The 25411-nt window shown below is 54.1% G+C and carries 25 protein-coding genes and 3 tRNA genes; 15 read left to right on the top strand and 13 right to left on the bottom strand.

Translation table 11 applies throughout. The features are described 5' to 3' along the window. Positions 1-33: 33 nt before the first annotated feature. Together J7J49_RS08050 and J7J49_RS08045 are read left to right on the top strand one after the other, a co-directional pair. Entirely contained in the window at positions 34-1224 is a 1191-nt protein-coding gene (locus tag J7J49_RS08050) for a zinc-binding dehydrogenase (protein WP_215091644.1), read from the top strand. Next, a complete protein-coding gene (locus tag J7J49_RS08045) occupies positions 1224-2288 on the top strand; it encodes a proline racemase family protein (RefSeq protein ID WP_215091641.1) in 1065 nt (354 codons plus the stop codon). The genes J7J49_RS08050 and J7J49_RS08045 overlap by 1 nt, the downstream gene beginning before the upstream one ends. Here the strand turns inward: J7J49_RS08045 and J7J49_RS08040 are convergent. From J7J49_RS08040 to J7J49_RS08030, 3 genes are all read right to left on the bottom strand, one after another. Continuing rightward, positions 2255-2500: a DUF1289 domain-containing protein gene (locus tag J7J49_RS08040; RefSeq protein WP_215091639.1), complete on the bottom strand. Its 246-nt coding sequence runs from the start codon at positions 2498-2500 to the stop codon at positions 2255-2257. The two genes, J7J49_RS08045 and J7J49_RS08040, sit on opposite strands and share 34 nt — an antisense overlap. Then, positions 2500-2916: an alternative ribosome rescue aminoacyl-tRNA hydrolase ArfB gene (gene arfB / locus J7J49_RS08035; RefSeq protein ID WP_215091637.1), complete on the bottom strand. Its 417-nt coding sequence runs from the start codon at positions 2914-2916 to the stop codon at positions 2500-2502. Before arfB ends, J7J49_RS08040 begins: the two co-directional genes overlap by 1 nt. A gap of 86 nt (positions 2917-3002) precedes the next feature. After that, the gene (locus J7J49_RS08030) at positions 3003-3950 is read right to left on the bottom strand and encodes a D-2-hydroxyacid dehydrogenase family protein (protein ID WP_215091635.1); all 948 of its coding nucleotides are present in this window, start codon (positions 3948-3950) and stop codon (positions 3003-3005) included. A gap of 108 nt (positions 3951-4058) precedes the next feature. On the opposite strand from J7J49_RS08030, the gene J7J49_RS08025 reads away from it, so the two are divergent. The 5 genes from J7J49_RS08025 (at position 4059) to J7J49_RS08005 (ending at position 9473) form a co-directional block, all read left to right on the top strand. Then, entirely contained in the window at positions 4059-4673 is a 615-nt protein-coding gene (locus tag J7J49_RS08025; RefSeq protein ID WP_064234832.1) for a flavin reductase family protein, read from the top strand. A 253-nt stretch (positions 4674-4926) separates the two neighbouring features. Beyond that, on the top strand, positions 4927-6141 hold the full coding sequence (locus J7J49_RS08020) for an ABC transporter substrate-binding protein (protein WP_064234831.1): 1215 nt from the start codon (positions 4927-4929) through the stop codon (positions 6139-6141). A 59-nt stretch (positions 6142-6200) separates the two neighbouring features. Then, positions 6201-8300 (top strand): methyl-accepting chemotaxis protein, encoded by a 2100-nt coding sequence (locus J7J49_RS08015; RefSeq protein ID WP_215091632.1) that lies wholly within the window; start codon positions 6201-6203, stop codon positions 8298-8300. 115 nt (positions 8301-8415) lie between these two features. Next, entirely contained in the window at positions 8416-8985 is a 570-nt protein-coding gene (locus tag J7J49_RS08010; protein WP_215091630.1) for a DJ-1/PfpI family protein, read from the top strand. A 125-nt stretch (positions 8986-9110) separates the two neighbouring features. Then, positions 9111-9473 carry a ribbon-helix-helix domain-containing protein gene (locus J7J49_RS08005; protein WP_064234828.1) on the top strand — a complete coding sequence of 121 codons (363 nt, stop codon included), beginning with the start codon at positions 9111-9113 and terminating at the stop codon, positions 9471-9473. 21 nt (positions 9474-9494) lie between these two features. On the opposite strand, the gene J7J49_RS08000 is transcribed toward J7J49_RS08005, so the two are convergent. Next, entirely contained in the window at positions 9495-10262 is a 768-nt protein-coding gene (locus tag J7J49_RS08000; protein WP_215091629.1) for a DUF1499 domain-containing protein, read from the bottom strand. 176 nt (positions 10263-10438) lie between these two features. Between J7J49_RS08000 and J7J49_RS07995 the strand changes: the two genes are divergently transcribed. Next, a complete protein-coding gene (locus tag J7J49_RS07995; RefSeq protein ID WP_215091628.1) occupies positions 10439-10798 on the top strand; it encodes a hypothetical protein in 360 nt (119 codons plus the stop codon). Here J7J49_RS07995 and J7J49_RS07990 read toward each other — a convergent pair. Beyond that, positions 10795-11028 (bottom strand): DUF3820 family protein, encoded by a 234-nt coding sequence (locus J7J49_RS07990; RefSeq protein ID WP_064234825.1) that lies wholly within the window; start codon positions 11026-11028, stop codon positions 10795-10797. The two genes, J7J49_RS07995 and J7J49_RS07990, sit on opposite strands and share 4 nt — an antisense overlap. A gap of 47 nt (positions 11029-11075) precedes the next feature. Further along, positions 11076-11960, bottom strand: coding sequence for a LysR family transcriptional regulator (locus J7J49_RS07985; RefSeq protein WP_215091627.1), 885 nt, complete (start codon positions 11958-11960; stop codon positions 11076-11078). 133 nt (positions 11961-12093) lie between these two features. Between J7J49_RS07985 and J7J49_RS07980 the strand changes: the two genes are divergently transcribed. Continuing rightward, on the top strand, positions 12094-12519 hold the full coding sequence (locus J7J49_RS07980) for a VOC family protein (RefSeq protein WP_064234823.1): 426 nt from the start codon (positions 12094-12096) through the stop codon (positions 12517-12519). Between the two features lie 4 nt (positions 12520-12523). Here J7J49_RS07980 and J7J49_RS07975 read toward each other — a convergent pair whose 3' ends face one another. Beyond that, the gene (locus tag J7J49_RS07975) at positions 12524-13417 is read right to left on the bottom strand and encodes an AraC family transcriptional regulator (RefSeq protein ID WP_064234822.1); all 894 of its coding nucleotides are present in this window, start codon (positions 13415-13417) and stop codon (positions 12524-12526) included. Positions 13418-13664: 247 nt separating this feature from the next. Here J7J49_RS07975 and J7J49_RS07970 point away from each other — a divergent pair, with 247 nt between their 5' ends. Then, positions 13665-14726 carry an NAD(P)-dependent alcohol dehydrogenase gene (locus tag J7J49_RS07970; protein ID WP_215091626.1) on the top strand — a complete coding sequence of 354 codons (1062 nt, stop codon included), beginning with the start codon at positions 13665-13667 and terminating at the stop codon, positions 14724-14726. Between the two features lie 155 nt (positions 14727-14881). Here J7J49_RS07970 and lnt read toward each other — a convergent pair whose 3' ends face one another. The 5 genes from lnt to miaB form a co-directional block, all read right to left on the bottom strand. After that, on the bottom strand, positions 14882-16363 hold the full coding sequence (gene lnt, locus J7J49_RS07965) for an apolipoprotein N-acyltransferase (RefSeq protein WP_215091625.1): 1482 nt from the start codon (positions 16361-16363) through the stop codon (positions 14882-14884). A 64-nt stretch (positions 16364-16427) separates the two neighbouring features. Further along, positions 16428-17327, bottom strand: a complete 900-nt coding sequence (locus J7J49_RS07960; RefSeq protein WP_064234819.1) for a CorC family transporter — start codon at positions 17325-17327, stop codon at positions 16428-16430. Positions 17328-17449: 122 nt separating this feature from the next. Next, on the bottom strand, positions 17450-17977 hold the full coding sequence (gene ybeY / locus J7J49_RS07955; protein WP_215091624.1) for an rRNA maturation RNase YbeY: 528 nt from the start codon (positions 17975-17977) through the stop codon (positions 17450-17452). Beyond that, entirely contained in the window at positions 17974-19059 is a 1086-nt protein-coding gene (locus tag J7J49_RS07950) for a PhoH family protein (protein ID WP_215091621.1), read from the bottom strand. Before J7J49_RS07950 ends, ybeY begins: the two co-directional genes overlap by 4 nt. Before the next feature lie 99 nt (positions 19060-19158). Beyond that, the gene (miaB, locus tag J7J49_RS07945; RefSeq protein ID WP_064234816.1) at positions 19159-20502 is read right to left on the bottom strand and encodes a tRNA (N6-isopentenyl adenosine(37)-C2)-methylthiotransferase MiaB; all 1344 of its coding nucleotides are present in this window, start codon (positions 20500-20502) and stop codon (positions 19159-19161) included. Between the two features lie 198 nt (positions 20503-20700). Between miaB and J7J49_RS07940 the strand changes: the two genes are divergently transcribed. The 4 genes from J7J49_RS07940 (at position 20701) to J7J49_RS07925 (ending at position 21691) form a co-directional block, all read left to right on the top strand. After that, positions 20701-20776: transfer RNA gene (locus J7J49_RS07940), tRNA-Asn, on the top strand. 53 nt (positions 20777-20829) lie between these two features. After that, positions 20830-20905: transfer RNA gene (locus J7J49_RS07935), tRNA-Asn, on the top strand. A 151-nt stretch (positions 20906-21056) separates the two neighbouring features. Continuing rightward, a tRNA-Asn gene (locus J7J49_RS07930) sits at positions 21057-21132 on the top strand. A gap of 193 nt (positions 21133-21325) precedes the next feature. Then, on the top strand, positions 21326-21691 hold the full coding sequence (locus J7J49_RS07925) for a metalloregulator ArsR/SmtB family transcription factor (protein WP_215091619.1): 366 nt from the start codon (positions 21326-21328) through the stop codon (positions 21689-21691). A gap of 88 nt (positions 21692-21779) precedes the next feature. On the opposite strand, the gene J7J49_RS07920 is transcribed toward J7J49_RS07925, so the two are convergent. Next, positions 21780-23867, bottom strand: a complete 2088-nt coding sequence (locus J7J49_RS07920) for a carboxy terminal-processing peptidase (protein ID WP_215091617.1) — start codon at positions 23865-23867, stop codon at positions 21780-21782. A 138-nt stretch (positions 23868-24005) separates the two neighbouring features. Here J7J49_RS07920 and J7J49_RS07915 point away from each other — a divergent pair, with 138 nt between their 5' ends. After that, positions 24006-25331: a M18 family aminopeptidase gene (locus J7J49_RS07915; protein WP_215091615.1), complete on the top strand. Its 1326-nt coding sequence runs from the start codon at positions 24006-24008 to the stop codon at positions 25329-25331. Positions 25332-25411: the final 80 nt, after the last annotated feature.

The following is a 25411-nucleotide window of genomic DNA, read 5'->3' as shown; positions in this document are numbered from 1 at the left end:
TAAGCCTGTCTTTATCAATTTAGGAGCCAGCCCATGGCCGAAACTTCACATACCGTGCCGACTACCATGGCCGCTATGCTATTAACCGGGCATGGTGGTATCGAGAAGTTGGAATACCATCAGGATGTCGCCACGCCGCAGCCCAAGGCGGGCGAAGTACTAGTGCAGGTGACGGCGACGGCGAAGAACAACACTGACCGCAAAGCCCGTGAAGGGCTTTATCCCACCAAGGACAAGGGCGATGTGACTTCCTTCGCTATGGGGGGAACGCCAACCTTAACCTTCCCGCGGATTCAAGGCGCCGACGTGGCGGGACGCATAGTAGCGGTCGGCGAGGGCGTTGACGTTGAGCGCATTGGTCAGCGCGGGCTGCTGGATTTTAATATCTACGCCAACGAGCGCCGCGATATTAATCTAACCCCGGATTACTACGGGCATGGGGCCGACGGTGGCTTTGCTGAATACATCGCCGTACCTGCTGATCAGTTTTATCATGTGCCCAACACAGAGCTCCACGATGCCGAACTGGCCGCAATGGGCATGTGTTCTTATCAAACCGCTTACCATATGATGACTGCCGCCAAGGTGAGCACTGGCGAGCGTGTGTTGGTCAGCGGTGCCAGCGGCGGCGTGGGCACCGCGCTGATTCAGCTGTGCCGCATTGTGGGGGCTATCCCGTATGCGGTCAGCCAGCTAGACAAGATAGAGGCGCTCAAAGCACTCGGCGCAGAGGCTGTGATTGACCGTGGCGACCTGCCGACGTTTGTTGAGCGGGTGCTGGAAACGACTGGCGGCAAGCCGATTGATGTCGTGATGGACTTGGTCGGCGGTGAGATGACCAACCTGTTTATCGATACCATGATTGTCGATATGCAGGGGCGTAAGAGCTACCCGCGCCTCTCCATTGCTGGTGCCAGCGGTGGCAATCTTAGCGAAATGATGTGGACTCGTGTGTATCTGTATCAAGTGCAAATATTTGGCGTCTCCCACGGTACCCGTGAAGAGGCCGAACAGTTGGTGGCATGGATCCGCAGCGGTGAATTAAAGCCGGTGCTCCACGCTGCTTTTAAGCTGTCTGATCTGCATGACGCCGAGCGCTATTTTGTAAACCGAGGCAGCAACTACCTGGGCAAAATTGTGCTTGTTCCCGATGCCCAGTGGGCTACTCACGGTGCGCCGTTTGCCCTTGAGAATCCCTCTTCTGCTGCCCAGGAGCGCCGCTAGTGCATAAGCTTCATACCATCCAGCTAATGGATACCCATGCCGGGGGCGATGTTAGCCGTATCGTCACGGGGGGGATTGATAGTCTGCCTGGCGCCACTGTGCGCGAGCAGATGGAGTACCTACGCGATGACGCCGATGGTTTGCGCCGCCTGCTGCTTGAAGAGCCCTACGGCATTCCGGAAATGTCGGTCGACTTACTAGTGCCGGCAACCCATCCTGAGGCGGTGGCGGGTTACATCATTATGGAAGTAATGGGCTACCCCATTTACTCCGGCTCCAATACGCTGTGTACCGCCACAGCGGTGCTGGAGAGCGGTATTGTACCCAAGCAGGAGGGCATTCAGCGCTTTAAGCTGGAAGCGCCAGCGGGGCTAGTGCAAATCGAGGCCAAGGTGCATAACGGGGTGGTGGAATCAGTTACCTGTGGCGGCCTGCCCAGCTATATCGATACCTATCGCGATACGATTCAAGTACCGGGGATTGGCGACGTCACCTACTCAATTGCCTATAGCGGCGGTTTTTACGCCTTAGTTGACGCCACTGAGCTGGGCTTTAGGCTTTCCCGTGATGAAGAGCGTGCTCTCTCAGAGTGTGCTTACAAAATTGTCGAAGCAATAAAAGCGCAGCGGGGCTTTTCCCACTACACCCTGGGCGATGTAGGGCCGCTGCCATTTTTGCACTTTATGGGCCCTGAAGAGCAGGTTGGCGAAGGTTACATACGCTCACGGTCAACGACCTACGTTCATCCTGGCGTTATTTGCCGCAGTACTACGGGCACCGGTACCTCGGCACGTCTAGCGCTAATGAATTACGAAGGGCGTTTGAATGTAGGTGATAAGCTAGAGACGGTATCACTGCGTGAGACGGGGTTTATCGGCACTTTCATTGGCACCCATCAGGAAGGGGCTTACCAGGTAGTGGAAAATACCATTACCGGCCGCAGCTATGTACTGGCCCACTCGGATATCGTTATTAACTGTGATGACCCGATGGTGGCCTGCGGTGAGTTACACCATATATTGCGCGACCGTCACTCGCCGGAAGCACCGCCTTTAGAAACGTAGCCTTTGGAAACATAGCCCTTAGAAACATAACCTTCGGCTATTAAGCGATCCCATACCGGGGTCTTTTCGGCCTCAGTCATGCTGCCCCAAACCGCAATTTCATCCAGCGTGCGGCCACACCCTTCACACACCGATGTTGTTGGTTCAATCTGACAGATCTGTATGCAGGGCGAAAGGGGGCGCTGAGCGGGAGGTGCGGCGTCTTTAGTCATTAAGAGGCCGATACCTTACCGCGCAGCGATTTAATTTTACCCTTACGGGTTTTGTGATCAACGCGACGGCGCTGTGAGCCTTTGGTGGGCTTGGTGGCACGGCGTACTTTTTGCTGTTTAGTGGCACTCTGTATCAGCTCTTTTAAACGCGCCAGCGCATCCTCTTTATTCAGCTCAAGCTTGCGGTGGCTCTGGGCCTTAATGATCACCACACCTTCTTTGCTGATGCGCTGATCGGACAGCGCCATTAAGCGCTCTTTGTACAGCGGTGGTAGCGTGGAGCTAAGGATATCAAAGCGCAGGTGTACCGCTGAGGCGACTTTGTTGACGTTCTGGCCACCCGCGCCTTGGGCGCGAATCTGACTTATGTCAATCTCCCAATCAGCCAAGCTAACGTTACTAGAAATGGTGAGCATTAATGGCCTCTGTGTTACTCGTGAACCTGTAAGGCTAGCACAATTGGCACAGAGGCGGTGTTCGCTAAGGTATTTAGCGCGCCCTGTTAGCCCGCTAGATTGTTGATGGGTTGACCATTCATGTAAGCCAATAGGTTGCTAAAGGCATCGCCAAAGTAGAGCTCGTAGCTATCTTTTTCCACGTAGCCAAGGTGTGGCGTGGCGACGAGGTTGGGCTGCTCCAGTAGCGAGTCAGCTAAGAGCGGTTCTGTGTCAAAAACATCGACGGCAGCTTGGCCGGGGCGCCCGGCTTTTAGAGCCTGCTCAAGTGCTCCTGGCGCGATTAATTGAGAACGACTGGTGTTCACCAGCAGAGATGTGGGCTTCATCTGGGCGAGGGTCTCAGCGCTGACAATACCCCGAGTGTCGTCGTTTAGGCGCAGGTGAAGGCTAAGCACATCCGCACGCTGGAACAAATCGGCCTGGCTTTTGGCTACTTCTATTCCGGCATCATCGGCGCGCTGGCGGGTGCCTTCTCGTCCCCACACCAACACTTTCATTTCAAATGCCTCACCATAGCGCGCTACCAAGCTGCCGATTTTTCCGTAGCCAAAAATGCCTAGAGTGCGGCCTTTGAGACCCGTGCCTAGTGTACGTTGCCAACGGCCCGCTTTAAGGTTCTCAACTTCTGCAGGTATATGGCGCATTGCCGCAAGCACCAATCCCCAGGTTAACTCTGCCGCGGCGTAGGGCGAGCCAGTGCCCGTCATTACGGTGATGCCATGACGGCGGCAGGCCTCTATATCCACATGCGCCGCGCCGCCACCGGTTTGGCTAATGACTTTTAGGTTAGGCAAACGCTCAAGTAGAGCTGCCGTTATCGGCGTGCGTTCGCGAATAAGTACGAGCGCCTCGGCTTCCTGGAAACGCGTACTCAACGCGTCCAGATCGGTAAGGGTGTCTTGATAAACCGTCACATCATGACCTTCGAGCTGTTTGAAGGCGTCCAGATGGCGCACACAATCCTGGTAATCATCGGCAATGACAATCTTCATAAAAGGACTCCTCAAGCTGGCCGCGTCGATGATGGCAAAACACGGCGTGGTAGGCTTTGCTGTTATAGAGTGATACTAACCTGAAAAACCGTTATCAAGGAGCCATCCATGAGTGATTACCTATTAGACGAGTCGTTGCTAAGCCCTGGCGTGATTTACCGCTTGTTATCCGGCACCGTTTGCCCCCGGCCTATTGCTTGGGTGTCTACCCAGGATAAGCAGGGCAACGCAAATTTAGCGCCGTTCTCTTTCTTCAATGTAGCCAGCGTGAATCCTCCGGTGTTGGCGTTTTCCCCTCTGCTTAATGGCAGCGGAGAGCTTAAGGATACGGTGCGCAATTTAAACGAAGTGCCTGAATGCGTGGTGCATGTGGGCAGTGAAGCATTAATTGAAGCGCTGAATACCACCAGTGCCAGCTTGCCGCCCGGAGAGGATGAGTTCGTCCTGGCCGAGCTTGAAAAAGCGGTGATGTCTGGCGTTAGCGTGCCGCGGATTGCCAATGCCCCCGTGGCGTTTGGTTGCAAACTGTTCGATATGATCCGGTTTGGCGACCAGCCCTTGGCAGGCACGTTAGTGTTGGCTCAAGTCGTCTCTATCCATATCGACGATTCGCTTTGGGATGGTCGCCATGTAGATATGGATTTGCTCAAACCTGTAGGGCGCTTAGCGGGCAGTGATTACCTTCGGATTAGCGATCGTTTCGCCATTGAACGGCCCGCTTAATAACCGCTTAATTTTTTAACAGCATGATTTTTTAAAATGATTCAGTATTTTTTGCCAGCTGGTGATGGATTGTTACAATTGGGCAATAATTGTTACTTTTTAATTAACGATAATTAATCTTTAGTCGTATATTCTCCTGCCGATAGTAATAAACAAAAGTTCGTTAATGTGGCGAAGGTGTGAGGGGGAACACTACTCACCTTTGCCATGCTATTTACGTGGGGAAGTGATCTAGCCAGAAAGGAGCAGATCCATGCAACGATTGGGAACTTGGTTGTTAAGAAAAACTTTATTAAAAAAGTCTGTATTAAAAAAATCTGTATTAAAAATAGCTTTATTAGCTGGGTTGTTTACGCCACTGCTGGCGCAGGCAGAACTGACCTTTGGTATTGTTGCCCCTTCCAGCGGTGGCGCTGCGCCGCTTGGGTTGGGCATGCAAAAAGGTATCGAGACCTACTTTGCCGAGGTCAATGCGGCGGGTGGGGTAAATGGCGAAACATTAGCCCTTATCACCCGCGACGATCAGTATAATCCGCTGCAAGCCGCGACTAATACCCGGCAAATCATTCAAGAAGATGAAGTTCTAGCGGCGATTGGTAATGTCGGTACTCCGACAGCTACCGTTACCATTCCAATCTACAATGAATATAAAACGCTGCTTTATGGCGCGTTTACTGGCGCGGGAGTGTTGCGCAAGTCACCGCCTGACCGCTATGTGATTAACTACCGAGCCAGCTATGTACAGGAAACCGCTGCCATGGTGGATGGGCTGCTGGAAGCAGGTGTGTTGCCCGAAGAAATAGCCTTCTTTACCCAAAACGATAGCTTTGGCGATGCGGGATATAATGGCGCCACAAAAGCGCTAACCGCCCATGGCGTCGATAATATCGCGGCGCTGGCTCACGGTCGCTTTACCCGCGGTACGCGTAATGTTCACCAGGGGCTGGCGACTATTCTGGAAGCGCCGGTGACGCCGCGGGCGATTATTATTGTCGGTACTTACGGCCCCGCTGCTGATTTTATTCGTGAGGCGAAGAATGACCTGCCCGACGCGGTATTTCTGAACGTCTCTTTTGTGGGCAGCCAAGCGCTTATGGATGAGCTTGGTGATCAGGCCGAAGGCGTCATTATTACTCAGGTAGTACCCCCATTGGATGCCGACTTACCGGCCGTAGAAGCCTACCGTGAGGCGTTGGATGCCCATTCCAGTGGTAGTGAGCCTGACTTTATCTCATTGGAAGGTTATCTGGCCGCGAAGCTCTTTGTGGAGGGTGTGAAAGCCGCTGGCGCTAATCCAGATCGTGACGCCATTGTGGATGGTTTACTCGGTCTGGGCTCGATTGATATTGGACTAGAAGAGCCGGTTAGCTTGGGGCCGAACGACCACCAAGCCAGCGATGCGGTGTGGCCCACTATCATCACAAACGGCCGTTTTGAGTCGGTGGTGTGGGCAAACCTGCTGCCCTAACGCTTACACCACTGAAGCTTACGTTATTTGTAAGACCCTGACACAAGTGAAAACAGATAATGAAAAAAACCTTAAGTATTAGAGCGATGTTGATCAGCCTGTTCTTAGCTGCCGTGCTGGGCGCCATAGTGCTGGCGGCTACGGGCTGGGTGACCAATCAACGGCTTATTGACTCGCAGCGTTATATTATCGGTGAGGTGCTACCGCTTGAAGATGCCAGCCGTGGCATGGTGCTCACTATGGGAGGGTTTGGCCAACGTCACGCGGATTTGCTTGCGGCAGAAAGCGTAACAGCCCTTGATGAGGCCACCGCTCAAAGTGAACTAGATGAACGCTTTCGCACTGCCCAGCAGGCATTGAGTGGGATTGTTGTAGCAGGAGGCCTAAGTGAACTAGATAGCCACTATCAAGCATTGCTGGAAGGCGATACAGCGCTTGAAAGGGTACGTCGTGAGGAACTGAGTCTACAAGTACAGATGGCTGAACGGATTAGCGCTATGCAAGCGCTAGTCTCTCAAGTAATGCTAAGTGCGGAAAATATTGCCGGGCGAGCTGCCTTGGCGCAAGTACGCAGCCGCCAGGAGCAGCGCGAATTGATGGGGGCTTGGCGTGAAGATGGCATGACCACGCTACCAACCCAGTTGTTGGATAACATGTTTACTACGCAAGCAGATATCGGTCGCTTAAGCGGTAACGCGCGAATGGCGTTGGCGCAGCTATCCGATCTTGGCCGCCAGATGATGCAAACCGGCAGTGCCGATGCTCTGGTCAACCTTCGTTATAATGAAATTGCCCAACAGGTGGGGCTTGCCCGCCAGTCATTAGCGGCGATCGCCGAGGCGCCCAGTACCGGAGTAGAGCAGCGCGCGCTAATTCTTGCCTTAGATGATGTCATCGTTGAACTTGAAGGGTTGATGGTGTCCGATGACAACGCTGTGTATGAACTTCGCTTGCAACAGCTAGCGCAACATGAACTGGTGAAAGCTGCGCTCACCAGTGTGGCCCAAGCGACGAATCAAATGCGTGATGCTTTGAGTGATGTTGAAGCATATACCGTTGGGCAGGCGGATAGCGCCGCGACGCAAGCAGAGACCCTGGCCAATGCTGGTCGCACGTTACTGATTATGGTCACTTTGGCGGTTATCGCACTGCTGGCGATTTTTGGCTGGCGTACCATGGTGCGTGTGCTGGGGCCGCTAGTGGCAATGCGTCAGCAAATGGAAAGCATCAGCGGCGCCGCAGGGGAAAATGCCGACCTCTCTAAGCGTCTTGAGCTTAAGCGCAACGATGAAGTGGGCCAAACTGCTCATGCGTTTAATAATATGATGGAGACCTTTGAAGGCATGGTGGCGCAAATTCGTGAAAGCTCCGAAGCTATTGCGGCCAGCAGCCGACAAATTGCTGCAGGTAATGAGAACCTCTCCCAGCGTACTGACCAGCAGGCGGCATCGTTGGCGGAAACGGCTTCAAGCCTTGAACAGATTACTGCCACGGTGAAACAAACCGCTGAGTACGCTGATCAGGCCAAAGACGCTAGCGGCAATGTTGATCAGCGCGCCCGTGCGGCAGGCGATGTGTCAACGCGCACGACAGCGGCGATGGGCGATATTCGCGAGGCGAGCGAAAAGATTACCTCTATTATTAAAGCCATTGACGATATTGCCTTTCAAACCAACTTACTGGCGCTCAACGCTTCTGTTGAAGCCGCGCGAGCGGGCGAGCAGGGGCGTGGGTTTGCTGTGGTGGCCCAGGAAGTGCGTAAATTAGCCGGACGCAGCGCCGAAGAAGCAGCCCAAATTCGCCATTTGGTAGACGACAGTGTCGCCAAAGTGAGTGAAGGCGAGCAGCTCGTGAACGCCTCTAGTAAGCACCTGCAGGAAATCATTGATAGCCTGAGTGAGGTAACGCGTTATGTTACCGAGATTGCGGGGGCGACCCATGAGCAATCGGCTGGGATCGATCAGATCAATCAGGCAATTTCGCAGTTGGACCAGGTGACCCACCAGAATGCCCGGTTGGTGCAGGAAGCGACCACTGCCAGCCATACGCTGGATGATCGTGCCGGTGATATGCATTCTCTGGTAGGGCGCTTTCACGTAAGTGACGCGGCAGGACAGCGGCATCTAGCTCTTCCGCAGCAGCAGGAAGTTACTCAGTAGTAGGCAATTACTACCCATTGCCGGAAAGCGCTTGCTAGTCTCTCTCTACACGCCCCGCGTGTGCTCAAACACTCGATCAATAACCATAAGATCAATAAAGAAGAGGAGCACTGAGATGAGCAGCAAGCGCATTTTAATGATCACCGGCGATTTCACTGAAGATTATGAAACCATGGTGCCATTTCAGGCACTCATGGCCGTCGGACACCATGTTGACGCTGTCTGCCCCGGGAAAGCCTCGGGCGATACCGTGGCGACCGCGATCCATGACTTTGAAGGCGATCAGACCTACTCTGAAAAGCCTGGCCATCGCTTTGCCCTGAATGCCGATTTTGCCAGCATCAACCCCGCCGATTACGATGCCTTGGTGGTGCCTGGTGGACGTGCACCTGAATATCTTCGCTTGAACAAAGAGGTGCTAACCATGGTTCAGCACTTTTTTGAGACCAACAAGCCCGTGGCGGCGATTTGTCATGGCGCTCAGCTATTAGCCGCTGCCAAAGTGCTGGAAGGTCGGCAGTGTTCTGCGTACCCGGCCTGCCAACCGGAGGTAGAGCTCGCAGGTGGCCGCTTTGCCGACCTGGAAGTGACCGATGCGGTAACCGATGGCAACTTGGTTACTGCCCCGGCGTGGCCTGCCCACCCAGCCTGGCTTGCGCAGTTTATGGCGCTACTGAATAAGTGATCTTGATCGCGGTAACCTGCTGATATTTGCGCCTAGCTTCCGCTGGGCGCTCTTGTTTGCTGCATCAATAATTATCGCTATGCTAATAATTCGAGTGAATACGAATACGCCGAGAGACAATGCTCATGTGTAAACTGTTTATTCAAGCCGACCCAGAGCTGTGGCGCAGCGCGACACACTCGCTGCGCATTGATGGCATGGTTACCAGTGTGCGAATGGAAAATTACTTTTGGCACATTCTGGAAGAGATTGCCCAACGAGATGGAATGAACACTGCCCAAATGATTACCCGGCTTTATCATGAGTCAATAGACGCTGGGCACGATTTGGGGAACTTCACCTCTTTTTTGCGCGTTTGCGCCCTGCGTTACCAGGCGCTTCAGTTGACGGGTGATATTCCCACCCAGCACCAAGTACCTATCGCCACCCTAGACGCTGAGCAAATTTTAGCTCGTGAGGGCGGCAATGGCTGCGACCCACTGCATTAAGAAAAAGGGTTACCACTACGGTCACTTAAGTCGCGCTTCTAAAGCAGTTAAAAACTGTTTGATACGTGCCGCATTGGTGCCCACATCGCTGGCACCCAAACGTGACGCCGAGCGCATATCCACCTGCACACCGTTTTCAATCTCGGTTAAGCGAATGACCACATCATCCTCAAAGCCAAACCAGCGCGTAGTCGCGGTGGCTTCTATGTGAGTGTCGGTAATTCGAGCGATGCGCCAGCCAGCCTCTTCGGCCTCAGCTTGAGCGGCAGCCAGCACCATTTGCGGGGCTTCGTCTAGGATCAATGGCTTGATATAGGGGTAGGCTCCTTGCTGTTGCTGGGCGGTGGCTTCGCCGGGGTAGTCGACGGCGTTAGGAGCGGCTTCCCGTGCGGCAGCTAAGGCTTCAAAGGCAGGCGGGTTCTGCGTGTCTGTGGTGATATCGTGAATCGCGGGCACTTGTTGGGCACGCTGCCAATGCTGCCAGGGTACGTAAAGCAGTGCTGCAGCGGCGATGATAACCAGAGTGGCCATTAACGCGGGCTTAGAACGGCGAGTCAGCATGCTAAACAGCAGCGCGACAATACTCATCGCTATCGCCCCTCCAGCGACATAGACGCCGTTGCGCAGTAAGCTAAACGCCTCGCTTAAACTGATAAGTTCGCCACGATAAGCAGGCCCTGCACCTGCCATCATCAGTGCCGCTGCTGCTATCATCAGCATAGCCAAGCCAGCCAGCACGCTTGGCCAGTGGCTGCCTTGAGGGGCTGCCTTGGTTAGTCGCGTTACCATGTTCACTCCTTAATAAAGCGTATTTCGCTACTCTTAGTACTTCGCTACTCTTAGTACAACGTCTGCTTAGCACAGAGACTTATTCGCACAAACGCTTCTCAGCAAAAACACTTCTTAGCACAAACACTGCGTTAATGGGCAATGTGAACGTGTTAAAACCTGACGATAGGATGTATATGACCGATAACGTCGCCGCTCTCCGCCAGCTACTGCTTAGTGTTCCGCGTGAAGCCCTGCCAATGACGTATCAGCAGGTGGCGAGCGCACTGGCACTCACTCCACCGCGCACCATCGCTCAAGTCACCCAGACATTAGAGCAGTTAATGCGCGAAGACGCCGCACACCATAAGCCTTTCATTGCAGCGCTGGTCGTCAGCCGCCGGGGCGAGGGTTTACCTGCGGCTGGCTTTTTTGAACTGGCGGTCGCCTTAGGCCGCTTTCCTGCGGATACTGCACAGCACAAGGCGGCTTACTACGCTGAGTTTCAGCGCGCCCTAACAGAGCGTGTCAACGATGATAAAAGCGATCAGCCCTAACTTTCGCCACGTTGGCTAGGCGTTTTTCGCAGCGGATCAAGCAGCGGGCCAAGACCATTGTGGTCAATTTCGTGCATCAAATGCAGCAACTGGCCAATTTCCCCTGAGGGAAACCCTTCCCTAGCAAACCAGTTTAAATAGGGGCCGGGTAGGTCGGCGATAAGGCGGCCCTCATATTTGCCGAAGGGCATGGTGCGAGTCACTAATTTTTCCAGATCCTCTGGTTTCATGCATTGCCTCTTTAGAAATTGAACGAAACACCTTAGAACGAAACACCTTAGACGCCATTATCAGGCTGCTGGGCTATTTCGCCAATCAATTGGGCCAGCGCCCGGGCGGGTTCACTCAAGTGGCCACTGGTGGGATGAATCAGCCCTATATCGCGGTGAAACGTTCGCTCGCCTAAATCAATCGCCCGCACTCCCGCTGGCCAACGCTGCTGCGCAATCGCCTGGGGCACCAGCGCAACGCCGACGCCTTTGGCGACCAGTTTCACGATGGCCTCTAGTTCATCGACTTCGCAGACCTCACACACGTTGCAGTGGTTGTTACGTAGGAAGCGGTCTACCTGCCGGCCACCAAAGGAAGCGCGGTCGTAGCGCACAAACGGCTGGCGAGTGATCAGCTCCCGCCACTGGTCGCCATCAATATGGTGCGGCACAATCAGCCGAAATGGCTCGTGTGCAAGGGGCGTCCAGCGCAAATCGCTATGCAGCGTAAAGGGGGGACGAATAATCACCGCCATATCCAGCTCGCCAGCGTCGACTTGATTCACCAATTCCATGGAGAGCCCAGGCACCACACGGGTGCGGCAGTCGCGATAGGTGTTATGAAAGCGCGCCAGCGCATTGGGTAGTAGCGAGCGCTGTATCGATGCAATGGCGCCAATATTAACCCTTTGTGTTGCTGGCTGGCCCGCAGTAGTTTCACCCAGCGTGCTGTAGAGGGTGAGCAGGGCGTGGGCTTGCTTTAATGTCTCTTGCCCCCGTGGGGTCAATATAGCGGCGCGCCCTTTACGCTCAAACAGGGCGATACCCAGTTCTTCCTCAAGGCGCTTCATTTGTGCGCTAACCGCCGCTTGGGTGAGGCCAATTTTGTTGCCCGCTGAGGCAAAGGTGCCTTCCTGTGCGACCGCAATCAGCGTTTTTAGCTCGCGGATCATTGATCAATCCCTTTTGTGAATCAGCCAAATAGTTATTGATTTTATTTTCCCATGCGCCGCCCTAGGATGAACACAGCGAGGCCGCATAAAGTGCCCGCGAACTTCATAAAACCCAATAATGTGGAGAATGATCATGAGCCTTTCACCCTTCCATCTGGCGATTCCTGTTTACGATGTAGCGCTGGCGAGGACGTTTTATAACGATGTGTTTGGTTTGGAAGAAGGGCGTTCCAGTGAACAGTGGGTCGACTTTAATTTTTTCGGCCACCAGTTGGTTATTCATGAGCAGCCCAAAACGCCAGGGCAAGAGAGTGCGCACACCAATCCGGTCGATGGGCATAACGTACCGGTACCGCACTTTGGCGTTATCTTAGCGTGGGACGAGTGGGAAGCCTTGGCCGAGCGCCTGAAAGCGCGGGATACACAGTTTGTGATTGAACCGTATATTCGTTTTAAAGGTGAAGTCGGCGAGCAAGCCACTATGTTCCTGCTCGACCCGTGTGGAAATGCTCTGGAGTTTAAGGCGTTTAAGGATATGAGCCAGGTCTTTGCCAAATAATAGCTCAGGCCCTTAATGCTTGCTCTTGACGGCGGTGCTGCAGCGGCGGTTCGCCAAAGTAGCGCTTATAGTCGCGGCTAAACTGAGGCACGCTGCGGTAACCTACCGCCGCAGCGGCCTGATTAACGTTGTGGTTATCTTGCAACAGCAACTGCTGCGCTTTGATTAAGCGCAGCCGTTTTAAGTATTGAGCCGGGGATGAGCGGGTAATCTGCTTAAAGTGATGGTGAAACGTCGACGGACTCATATTGGCCTGGGCGGCCAACTGTTCCACGCTAAAGTCGTCGGCAAAATGTCGGTGTAGCTTAGATAGCACCTGCACGATGCGTGAATAGTTGCCATGCCCCATTACCAGCGCCCGTAAAGCGGGGCCCTGTGCGCCCTTTAGCGCTTCAAACACCACATCGCGAATGCGTGCTGTGCCCATGGTGCTACACTCCACCGCTTCATTTAGCGTGCGCGCCAAGCGCAGTACGGCCTCCTGCATGCCTTCTGTCATCGCCACCGAGGCCATCGGCAACGGTGCCTGGGCGTGTCCACCGTTATCACCCATCGCCGTTACCATCTCGCTTAAAAGTGCGGGATCCAGGCGTACCGATATGCCCAGCAATGGCGCTTCTGGTGAACCATAGGTTTCGCACTCAAAGGGCAGTGGTAACGTTTGGACTAAGTAGTGGCCGGGGTCGTAATAGATTTCGCGATCACCGAGATAGCCCATTTTGCGCCCCTGGGCAATGATGGTCAGGCTCGGCTCGTAGAGGAGCGGCGTACGCACCTGGTGGCGGCTTAAGCAGAGTAACGAGACGCCGTCTAGCGGGGTGCCATTGATGCCGTCGCTTTTAATCAGTGGCGCGATAACGGCAGCCAGCGCATTGCCAGCCTGGGCGGAAGAGGCCATGGTTGTTTCTCTCTGGTTTCTGGTGGCTTTTGTATAATCATAACGATTTATAGCTTTTTTTTGTTATTTTATTACGTGGTATCGGAGTAATGGGCAAAAATGACGTAGCTTCGTTCATCGCTATCCGCATGGATTAGGCCAATACTGTCGACATGCCTCGCACGCGGGGAAATATTGCTGACATTGAAAGCTGATTTTTAAGTCAGCCTTTTAACGTCTAGTTTTGAAGACATATGGAGCCCTACCGATGAGCCAAGCATTATCCTATGCGGCATTTGCTAACGATAAGCCCTTAGCACCGTTTACGTTTGATCGTCGTCAGCCACGTCCGGATGACGTAGCGATTGAAATTCTCTATTGCGGCGTCTGTCACAGCGATCTGCACTTTGCCCGCAATGACTGGGGCATGAGCCAATATCCCGTGGTTCCCGGCCATGAAATAGTCGGCCGGGTGACCGCCGTTGGCGATAAAGTCTCTCGTTTTAAAGCCGGTGACTTGGTGGGCGTAGGTTGCATGGTGGATTCGTGCCGTACCTGCGCGGCCTGTAAAGACGGCGTAGAGCAGTACTGTCTGGAAGGTTTCACCATGACCTACGGCAGCGAAGACCGCCAAGATGGCACCATGACCCAGGGGGGCTACTCTGACTCTATCGTGGTGAGCGAGCACTTTGTGCTGCAAATGCCCGATGGCATCGATTTAGCCTCAGCAGCGCCGATTCTGTGTGCCGGTGTGACGACCTATTCACCGCTTAAGCATCACGGCGTAGGTAAAGGCCATAAAGTCGGTGTGATTGGTATGGGCGGCTTAGGCCATATGGGCGTTAAACTGGCGAAAGCACTGGGCGCTGAGGTAACGGTTTTCACCCGCTCCGACGCCAAAGTTGACGAAGCGAAGCGTAACGGTGCTGATCACGTCGTCGTTTCCAGCGATCAGGCGCAGATGGATGCCGTGGCGGAAACCTTCGACTTCATGCTCGACACCGTGCCTGTACAGCACGACCTTAACCCATACTTAACGTCGCTTAAGTATGACGGTACGCATATTATTGTTGGCCTACTGGAGCCCATTGAGCCTGCTATTGAAGCCTTTAATCTGGTCTTTAAGCGTCGTGTGGTTGCCGGTTCGTTGATTGGCGGCATTGCTGAAACCGAAGAGCTGCTCCAATTGTGTGCCGATCAGGGCATTACTTGCGATATTGAAATGCTCGATATCAATAAGATTAATGAGGGCTTTGAGCGGATGGAAAAAGGCGACGTTCGCTATCGCTTTGTGATCGATATGGCGACGCTGAAAAATAGCGCCGCTTAAATCGCCGAATAGCCTGCCTGGTAAAGGCAGGCGTGTTTGGTTGAGCATTGAGTAAAATTAATGGCCCGCGTCCTACCTATGACGTGGGCCATTTTTTAGGCAGATTTCCTAGGCGTCGCGATTCTAGGCACTGTCTTCCTAGAATCGCGGCTTTATCAGCTTCGCGCTTGGCGGGTGCCTCGCGTGGCCACTACGCCCGGTATTAGCATCAGTCCTGCCAGCAACCAAGCAGGCCAACTACCCAAACGGGTGAACGGTGTCAGGCCCTGCATCGCATAGAACTCGCCGGTAAGCGTTGTGGTTTCAAACTGCGGCGCGCGTTCAACAATTTGCCCATTAGGGTCGATAATCGCAGTAATACCGTTACTGGTAGCGCGCACCACATAGCGACCGTTTTCTAACGCACGCAGCCGTGCCATTTGAAGATGCTGGTGGGGGCCGATTGAAGCGCCAAACCAGGTGTCGTTAGAGACCGTCATGATGACTCCGCTATCTTGGGCACGGCGGGCGACCAACTGCGGGTAAATAATCTCATAACAGATCGCGTTGCCAATAGAAATCCCGGCGGCCTGCATCGGCGTTTGCTCTGTTTCACCTTTGGTAAACGTCGACATTGGTAAATCGAAAAAATTAATGGCCCCACGTAGCACGCTCTCCAGCGGTAGGTACTCGCCAAAGGGCACCAGGTGCTCTTTCTGGTAGTTGCCTTCTACGTCGCCTACGCCAATGACACTATTGAAATAGCGTTCTTGTTCGTCGCGCTGAACGATGCCGGTGAGCAGGGCGACGTCAGGCGGCAGGTTAGCTTGCACCCGCTCTAACACCGGGCGGGCCTGGATCTCCATCATCGGTAGGGCAGTCTCTGGCCAGATGATCAGATCGACCTGGTCGGCGACTTCCCGGGTGAGTTCGCTATAGGTATTGGCGGCTTCACGCTGGCCTTCTGGCGTCCATTTCGACAGCTGAGGCAAGTTGCCCTGCAGCAAGGCGACACGGGTGGGTTCGCTGGCTGGCGTGGTCCACTGCTGCGGCAATGCCAGTGGGATTAACCAAATAGCCGCGAGAGGAGCAAGCGCCCACCATCGGCGGCGAAGCAACAGCTCAGCGCCAAGCGCGCCGCTAAGCGCGACCAGCAGTGAAAGCAAGTAGACGCCGCCAACGGGCGCCCAGGCGGCTAGTGGTGAGTCGACATAGCCTGAGCCCAGCAGCAGCCAGGGAAAGCCGGTAAACAGGTAGGTGCGCAGCACCTCGCCCAGTACCCAGGCACCGGCAAAACTGACAAACGCCAGCTGGGCAGAGGTGAAACGCCGATATAGCCAGAAGGTGCCGGCAAAAAACAACGCCAGAACAGTAACGAACAACGCGGTAAGAAATACCGCCAGCGGTACGCCGGTATAGCCATAGTCATGGATAGAGACATACACCCAGGAAGTGCCGCTGGCGAACAGTGCCACACCGTATAACCAGCCTTTTAGGGCCGCCTGGGCGGGAGTTAAGGTGTGCAGGCCAACATACAGCAAACCAATCGCCACCGGGCCTAGCCACCAAAGCTCAAAAGGGGAAGCCGTTAGGGTGGTGAAGCCGCCCGCCACCAGGGCGGCAAGCAGCTGTGACAAAAACGCGGGGGGTAAACCCATAGCGATAACCTATCGTCGGTAAAGTACGAGAGAGTGGGGTAGTGAGCAGCGCGACGGCTTGTGACTAGGCTGGCTTGTTCTCCTGGTCATCATCCTCTTCGTCATCACGGCGGGTGTCGCGGTAGGCTTCGAGCAGACGAATGCGCCGAGTGTCGGCATTGAGAATTATAAACCGCCAGCCGCCAAGCACGGTGTGTTCACCGCGCCGAGGGAGATGGCCGAACTGCTGCATTACCAGGCCGCCAACGGTATCAAACTCTTCGTCAGAGAACTCGGTATCAAAGCGTTCATTGAAGTCTTCGATAGGGGTTAGTGCGCGAATGGCAAAGCGGCCATTTTCAATCTCGCGGATATCGTCCTCTTCATCGGTATCATGCTCATCTTCGATATCGCCGACGATCTGTTCAAGAATATCTTCAATGGTAATAATACCAGCGGTACCGCCGTATTCATCCACCACGACCGCCATATGATTATGGGTGTCACGAAACTCTTTGAGCAGGCTGTTAAGCCGTTTAGATTCGGGGATAAACATCGCCGGGCGCAAAATGTCATCAAGCTTGAAGGCGTCACGCTGGGCCTGGGTTTGCGAGAGCAGTGGTAGCAGGTCTTTGACCAGCAGAATACCTTTAATATCATCCAGGTTTTCGCCAATAACCGGGTAGCGAGAGTGGCCGGTTTCCTGAATCAACGGTAGGTAACCATCGGTGGTTTGATCCAGGGCAATGGCCGATACCTGGGAGCGGGGGATGAGTACTTCACGAACTTGCTGGTCGCTGATTTCTAGCGCGCCTTCGATGATCATGATGGCGTCTTGATCCAGCTTTAATTTCCCTGCGGTATGGCGTAAAAACGTCATCAGCTCATCTCGCGAGCTTGGTTCGTCATTATCTCCGGAAAGGGCGCCAAAGAGTTTCTCGAGCCAGGATTTTTGATTAGGGTTGCTCGATCGGTCTTCGCTCATGCGTCAATTCTCTCGTTTGCGGGCAGACAAGTAGCTGTTTTATCACTGAAGCGGGGGATAGTACCAGATTCATTGTTATCTGATTTAACGCACCCGCTAGCAAATAATAAAGTTGTAGGTGCTTAGACGTCGTCACCCATAGGTGTGTGAGTGTCGTCAGAGTAGGGGTCGGGGATGCTCAGTTCGGCCAACAGCTCACGCTCGAACTGCTCCATCTCTTCGGCTTCTTCATCGTCAATATGATCGTAGCCCATTAAATGCAGGATGCCATGCACGACCATATGGGCGTAGTGATGCTCAATGGGCTTATTTTGCTCGCTGGCTTCTTTGGCTACTACGGCGTGACAAATCACCAGATCGCCAAGTAACGGCAAATCAACTCCCGGTGGGCCTTCAAAGGGGAATGATAGTACGTTGGTCGTGCTATCTTTGCCGCGATAATCTCGGTTGAGCGTTTGGCTTTCACCCTCATCCACAAAGCGAATCGTCACTTCAAGACGCTGATCGTCAGGGTGGTGGGCAAACACACAGCCCACCCAGTGGGTGAGCTGTTTTAGGCTGGGTAGCAGTGGTTCGTCAATCGCTGCCTGGCGATCAACGATGACCTCGGTAGCCTGGTTCACAGGGGCATCGTTCAAAGATACGCTCATCGCGAGCTATCCCAGGCGCCTTCACGTGCCTGCATACGTGCGTCGCGCTCTTGCTGGCGTACCTCGCGGCGGGCGCGCTCTTCCACTTCCTGCTGGGATTCAAACATATCGTAGGCTTCGATAATGCGCTGAACCAGCGGGTGACGTACCACATCCTTGGCGGCAAAGTGGGTAACACCGATGCCTTGAGTATCTTTCAGTACGTCGAGCACTTGAATCAGCCCTGAACGCTGGCCTTTGGGCAGGTCGACCTGGGTCACGTCGCCGGTAATCACCGCGGTGGAGCCAAAGCCAATCCGGGTTAGGAACATTTTCATCTGCTCCGGGGTGGTGTTCTGGCTCTCATCTAAAATGATATAGGAGTTATTGAGCGTACGGCCGCGCATATAAGCCAGTGGGGCGATCTCAATTACCTGGCGCTCAATCAATTTGGCTACCTGCTCAAAACCGATCATTTCATACAAGGCGTCGTAAAGAGGACGCAGGTAGGGGTCGATTTTCTGAGCCAGATCGCCGGGCAGGAAACCCAGCTTTTCACCTGCTTCAACCGCCGGGCGCACGAGCAGGATGCGGCGGACTTCCTGTTGGTTGAGTGCTTCGACCGCGGCGGCAACGGCAAGGTAGGTTTTACCCGTGCCCGCAGGCCCAATACCGAAGTTGATATCGTGCTCGCGGATACTTGAAACGTAGCGTTGCTGGTTAAGCCCGCGTGGTTTGATCATGGTACGTGGTGTACGCATGATCACTTCATCGCTGCTGCCGCTGCCGCTGCCGTCTTCTTCCTCTTCCAGCGCTTCAAGCCCGGACTCTTGCAGGAATAGGTGCACGGTATCAGCCTCAAGCTCGCTCGCCGCTGTTTCGCGATAGAGGTGCTCCAACACGTTCGCCGCTGCCTTAATACGGTTGGCGGGGCCCGCCAGTTGAAACACATTGCCCCGGTTGCGCAGCGTCACATCTAGGCGGCTTTCAATCAGCTTCAAATGCTCGTCCTGCTGGCCGCAAAGGCTAGCAAGGCGCTGCGGATCATTGGGTTCAAGGCTTAAGGTGATGATGCGATTGGCCTGAGGTGTTGGCTGGCTCAAGAGTGGGGAACCCCTCGTTAGTGTGTGTATCGTTCAGCTTACTGCCCCGAGTGGTGTCGGGGCAATTACCTGTGTTAGTTAGCTGTGCTAAGAGAACGATTAATAGCGCTCGGGCGAGGCAAGCTCACCGCGCAGAGAATTGGGGAATGCTTCAGTGATTTCCACATCGACAAAGTAGCCGATCAGCTCAGTGGGGTTGGCGGCGCGGAAGTTGACTACCCGGTTATTCTCGGTGCGCCCTGAGAGCTGGCCGGGGTCGCGTGGCGAAAAGCCGTTGACCAGCACACGCTGCGTGCTACCTACCATGCGACGGCTAATTTGCGCGGTTTGTTGAATAATCCGCTCTTGTAATATTGCCAAGCGCTGCTTTTTGACGCTTTCCGGGGTTTCATCCGGGAGGCCAGAGGCCGGGGTGCCGGGGCGCGCAGAGTAAACGAAGCTAAACGAATGATCGAAACCGATCTGATGAATCAAGTTCATCGTCGCCTCAAAATCTTCTTCTGTTTCGCCAGGGAAGCCGATGATGAAATCAGAAGAGAAGCTGATGTCCGGGCGATTGGCGCGGATACGCTCCATCTTCTCGACATACTCTGCCGCCGTATGGCCACGCTTCATGGCGTTGAGGATCCGGTCTGAGCCCGACTGAACCGGCAGGTGCAGGTGACTGACCAACTCGGGAATATCGGCGAAGGCGTCGACCAGGCTGTCGGTAAATTCTACCGGGTGCGAGGTGGTAAAGCGTATGCGGTCAATACCATCAACCGCCGCCACACAGGCAATCAGCTCAGCAAGATCGATTTCATCGCCAAGCTGGTTCTCACCGCGATAGGCATTCACGTTCTGGCCTAGCAGGTTGATTTCGCGCACGCCCTGGTCGGAGAGGTGGATGACTTCATCCATCACCGCCTCAAAGGGGCGCGAGACCTCTTCACCGCGGGTGTAGGGCACCACGCAGAAGGTGCAATACTTTGAGCAGCCTTCCATGATCGACAAAAACGCCGTTGCACCGTCGGAAGTAGGCTTGGGCAGGTGATCAAACTTCTCGATTTCAGGAAACGTCACATCTACCGCGGCAATCTGGTTATTGCCACGGGCATCCAGCATCGACGGTACGCGGTGCAGGGTTTGCGGCCCGAACACCATGTCCACGTGAGGGGCACGCTTGCGAATCGCTTCGCCTTCCTGGCTTGCTACGCAGCCACCAACGCCAATCACTAAGTTAGGGTTGGCATCTTTGAGTTTTTTCCAGCGTCCCAGCTGATGAAAAACTTTCTCCTGCGCTTTTTCGCGAATCGAGCAGGTGTTTAACAGAATGACATCGGCTTCACGCTCATTATCAGTGAGTTCGAGCTGGTGAGATTCGCCGAGCAGATCCGCCATGCGAGAGGAGTCGTACTCGTTCATTTGGCAGCCGTGCGTTTTGATGAAGAGCTTCTTCGCCATCGGTACCTGTCATCTATGAGTCGTCGGGGGACGAGGATGAATGGAGTGTTGTCGTGCGGCCAGCAGGTTACTAGGCCAAACCGCTATCATGAGTAGGCACATTATACGGATTGAAGAAACCAGCGGCTAGCATTCATCCATAATCGATACTTGACCCTCAGGATTCTATGGGTATACTACGCACCGTGTTTAGGCAGTTCCTCGATAGCTCAGTTGGTAGAGCAAATGACTGTTAATCATTGGGTCGCAGGTTCGAGTCCTGCTCGAGGAGCCAATTACTTGCTGATATTGATCATCAGGTTGGCTTCGCTCTAAACATCACAATGTTCCTCGATAGCTCAGTTGGTAGAGCAAATGACTGTTAATCATTGGGTCGCAGGTTCGAGTCCTGCTCGAGGAGCCAAGTTGTGCTGCTGGTCTTTATTTGAGCTGCTTTTTCCTGTACGCCGTTTTAGGTAGTTCGTGGAAGAGTGCAATTTGTAGATAGTACTTTGCAGAAAGTACTTTGTAGACAGTACTTTGTAGACAGCACCATGTAGTAGATAAAATATTGTTCCTCGATAGCTCAGTTGGTAGAGCAAATGACTGTTAATCATTGGGTCGCAGGTTCGAGTCCTGCTCGAGGAGCCAATCAGTTTGTCCCCCCTTTTTTTGTATCTTCCTCATTGCACCCCCATCTTTCTTTATACTGCCAGTTAGCTATACGCTGACGGTTCTTCTATTTTGCGAGCTAATTTGAGTTGCAAGCTATTTTGCTTGGTGCTTAACGTTAGTCTCTCCAGTGACGTAAACTACACGTATCATCCATTGGTTTGGGAAGTTTATGGTGGGCAACGTCAACGCGCCCAAGGCGCTGCAAGTATTTAAATGTTTAAGCGATGAGACCCGTTTGATGCTGGTGCTCTTGGTTGCCCAAGAGCAAGAGCTCTGCGTATGCGAAATGACCCATGCGTTGCAGGAGTCGCAGCCTAAAGTATCGCGTCATTTGGCTCAGTTGCGTCAATGCGGGCTGCTGAGTGATCAGCGCGAAGGTCAGTGGGTCTATTACCGGCTCGCTCCAAAGTTACCTGCCTGGGCACTTGAGATTATTCACGCGGGTAGTCAGGGTAGTGCCGTTCAGTTGGCAGCGCTCACTAAGCGCTTAACCAAAATGGGCGATCGGCCTGACCGCCTGGCGGCGCTCTGTTAAAACCAAAACGCCGCCCCTTGTGAAAGGGGCGGCGTTTTTGAACTCAGCGTAGTGTTTAGCAGTCAGCTTAGCGTTTAACAGAAAGCCATTAACGCTTTGCGGCTAGTCGCCGAGACTCTTGCAGGTGGGTGTAATCGAGTAGGATTTCAGCAGATTCGAGTACATAGGCACGATCAACGGCCAGAGCCTCATCCTCAGTGCTATCGGTCTCTTCGGTATCGGCAACTTCGTCCATTCGAGCATCCATCCACTCATCCAGTTCCTCTAAACCTAGCGCACGGCGGCGTTGGTTTTCCAGCGAGAGCTGTTCGGCTTCCTGGGCTTCCATTTCGCGTTTACGCTGCTCGCGATTTAAGCTCACGCTGGTGTGCTGCTCACGTAACTGTCGGGCCAGCGTGGACTGGCGCTCTAAATAGCGGAAGTTCGCGTTGTTTTCGGCCCGTGCATTATGCTGAGCTATCAGCTTGTCCAGCATGGTTTCAGGTTCGCCATAGCGACGATACTGCACGTTCTGAACGGTATCCCAGGCTAGCGCATTATCCAGACTGCTTTCACCGATACGCTCGGGGTCAATCAGGCTGGGGAAGTCGATATCTGGCTCAACGCCACGGTTCTGGGTGCTATCGCCAGAGATGCGATAGAACTTGGCGCGGGTTAGCTTAATCTGCCCATGGCTCAATTCGTTAAGCGTCTGCACGGTGCCTTTACCGAAGGTTGACGTACCCAGAACGAGGCCGCGACCGTAGTCTTGAATCGCACCCGCAAAGATTTCTGAAGCGGAGGCGGAGAGGCGATTTACCAGCACGCCTAGGGGGCCGTCATAGAGCGTTCCTGCTTCACTGTCGCCATAGAGCTGAATACGCCCCTGGGCATCGCGGACTTGTACGGTGGGGCCGCGGTCAATAAACAGGCCAATAAGCGAATTGGCTTCCTGCAGCGCGCCGCCGCCGTTGTTGCGCAGGTCAAGCACGATACCTTCCACGCCCTCTTCTTTCAGACGTTCAACTTCTTTGGCGACATCACGCGTGGTGCTGCGATACTCCTCCTCACCCGCTTGCCAGGCGTCAAAGTCGACATAGAAAGTAGGGATATTAATCACCCCTAGGCGGTGTGGTTCGCCGTCTCGCTGCACTTCAATCACTTCGCCGTGGGCGGCTTGATCTTCAAGGCTGACGGTATCACGGGTGATCTGAACGGTTTGCGAACGGGTCATATCAACCGCTTGGGCAGGTACCACATCCAGGCGAACAATAGAGCCTTTGGGGCCGCGAATCAGATCCACCACGTTATCCAGGCGCATGCCAACCACATTGACCATCTCGCCTTCTTCCTGGCCTACGGCGATGATTCGATCAGCGGGTTCCAATACGCCGGCGCGTTCTGCTGGGCCACCGGGTACTAAACTGGAGACTTTTACGTACTCGCCGTCCGATTGAAGCAGGGCGCCAATGCCTTCAAGGGAGAGGCTCATTTGGATATCAAACGATTCGCCCTGGCGGGGGGAGAGATAACCGGTGTGTGGGTCGATGCTGCTAGTGACGGCCGCCATCAGTACGCCAAACACATCCTCAGGTTCGGTTTGTTCCAAACGCGTCAGTTGGCCTTCATAGCGCTGGCGCAGATTTGTTTCAATCTGCTCGTCATCCTGATCGGTCAAGGCAAGTGTTAAAGCGTCGTTTTTGAGCCGCTTGCGCCATAACTCGTCGAGTTCACTTTGCCGGGATGCCCAAGGCGCCTCTTCACGGTCAATTTCTAGGCGCTCGTTGCTATCAAAATCGAAATCAAGGCCTTCGTCAAGCTGCGCAAGCAGTGACTCAAGGCGCGCCCGCTGCCTCTCGCTGAAGGTGTTGTAGAGGCCAAATGCATCCTCTAGATCGCCATTAAAAAGGGCGTCTGCCATGCCTGTCTCTAAGTGGCGATAGGGCTCGATGTCGCTGCGCAAGAGGTAGGCGCGCTGGCCGTCAAGAATATCCAAGTAGCGTTGGAAAGCGTCCTGCGACCACGCTTCATCAAAAGTAATATCAGCATAGTGGCCGTAGCGGAGCGAGTCCGCAATTTCCACTGCCGCCTGGCGTTGTTCGTTGGTCGGCTCAAGTTGCGCGAAGGCAGCTGGGCTGGTAACAACCAGCATGACAGCCAGGGCGACCGAACGCGAAAGCGTTGCAAACAAGCTCATCAGTCAAGCTCTCCCGGATTTGTGTACACTCATTCTTCCCTAGACCCGCATAAGACCCATGAGTTGCGTAGGTCGAGGGGGTATTGTAGCAGGTCGCCTGCGCTATGAGACTCAATCATTACTGTTATGAGGATTTCCATGTCCGAGACTTTCAACGCTGATCGTTTAACGCGTCTATGCGATTTTCTGCGCCAATCACCGACCCCTTGGCACGCCGCAAGCAATATGGGCGTGCGATTGGAGCAAGCCGGTTTTCAGCGGCTGGAAGAAAAGGCCAATTGGCAGCTTACACCGGGCAAGCGTTACTACGTAACCCGTAACGATTCGGCAATTATTGCTTTTCAACTGCCTGAGTCTGGGTTGGCCGCGCTGCGCATGATCGGCGCGCATACTGATAGCCCGGGACTGCATCTAAAGCCTAATGCCACACAATTCTCGGCCGGCTGGCTGCAGTTAGGTGTGCAGGTATACGGCGGTGTTTTATTGGCGCCATGGTTTGACCGTGATCTTGGGTTGGCAGGGCGGGTGCATGTGCGCCATGCCGATGGCCGCTTAGAAAGCGTGTTGCTCAATGTCGACCGTGCGATTGCCATGGTGCCCAGCCTGGCGATACATCTTGATCGTGACGTGAATAGTGGTCGTCCGATTAATCCTCAGACGCAAATGGCGCCCGTGTTGATGCAAAGCGACACGGCTACGCTAGGCGAGCTGGTGGCGCAATGGCTTGAAGAGCAGCACGGCCTGCGAGCTGTAGAAGTGGTTGATTTTGAATTAGGGTTTTACGATGTTCAGCCGCCATCGCTGGTCGGTGTTAAGCAAGAGCTAGTGGCGAGTGCCCGATTGGATAACCTACTTTCCTGCTTTATGGGTTTAGAAGCGCTTTTGGCTTGCGATGGTCGTCAAGGCGCTTTGCTGGTAGCTAACGATCATGAGGAAGTCGGTAGTGCCAGTGCCAGTGGTGCCCAAGGCCCTTTCTTGGCTGATGTGTTAAAGCGCATTAATGCCCACGTCGGGGGAGAGGGAAAAAAGAGTGAAAAGGGAAGTGAAGAATCGCTGATTCAACTGATTCAATCGTCGTTGATGATCTCTTGCGATAACGCCCACGCGCTACACCCTAATTTCCGCGATAAGCACGATGAACACCACGGCCCGGCGATTAATGGTGGCCCGGTCATCAAGGTGAATTCGAGCCAGCGCTACGCCACCAATAGTGTCACCGGCGCGCTGTTTCGCGATGTATGTCGCGAGGCGGACGTACCTGTGCAGTCGTTTGTTACTCGGGCGGATATGGGCTGCGGCAGTACGATTGGCCCAATTACTGCCACCGAGTTGGGGGTACCTACCATTGATGTCGGCGTACCCCAGTGGGCCATGCATTCGATTCGGGAGACGGCGGGCACGAAAGATGTCGAGTATCTGACTCGCGCGTTAACGCTGTTTTTGAATCGTGAAACCCTGAGTTAGCAGTTAGCTTTAGATGAGTTATCGCTAAATGCGTTAGAAACAAAAAAGCCCGCTGACAGGTGAACTGCACCCCAAAAGTT

The organism is Halomonas sp. ISL-56 (assembly GCF_018612805.1).
Taxonomy (GTDB): Bacteria; Pseudomonadota; Gammaproteobacteria; order Pseudomonadales; family Halomonadaceae; genus Vreelandella.
The sequence above is the reverse complement of the archived record's forward strand: the minus strand, read 5'-3'. Positions and strand labels throughout refer to the sequence as shown.